General features: G+C 54.1%; 1 rRNA gene. It reads right to left on the bottom strand.

What is annotated here, in order from left to right:
• Positions 1-109: ribosomal RNA gene (locus VSR68_RS42650) — 23S ribosomal RNA — on the bottom strand; the annotation flags it as partial.
• Between the last annotated feature and the right edge of the window lie 146 nt (positions 110-255).

Genomic DNA, 255 nt, shown 5'->3' on the forward strand with positions numbered 1-255 from the left:
GGCGGATCAAAGCTCGTTTGCCAGCTCCCCGCCGCTTTTCGCAGGCTACCGCGTCCTTCATCGCCTGTGATCGCCAAGGCATCCACCACATGCACTTGTTCGCTTGACCCTATAACGGGTGTGTCTCGCGACACCACTCGCTACAGGCTGAGTTTTCGCGTTGTGCCGTATTCCAAAGCCCTCTTTCGAGGAACTTAAAAATACTTCGATACAATCACAACCCTGATCCATCTACTCACGGCCATCTCTAACCGC

Source organism: Paraburkholderia phymatum, assembly GCF_038900715.1.
GTDB classification, from domain to species: domain Bacteria; phylum Pseudomonadota; class Gammaproteobacteria; order Burkholderiales; family Burkholderiaceae; genus Paraburkholderia; species Paraburkholderia phymatum_A.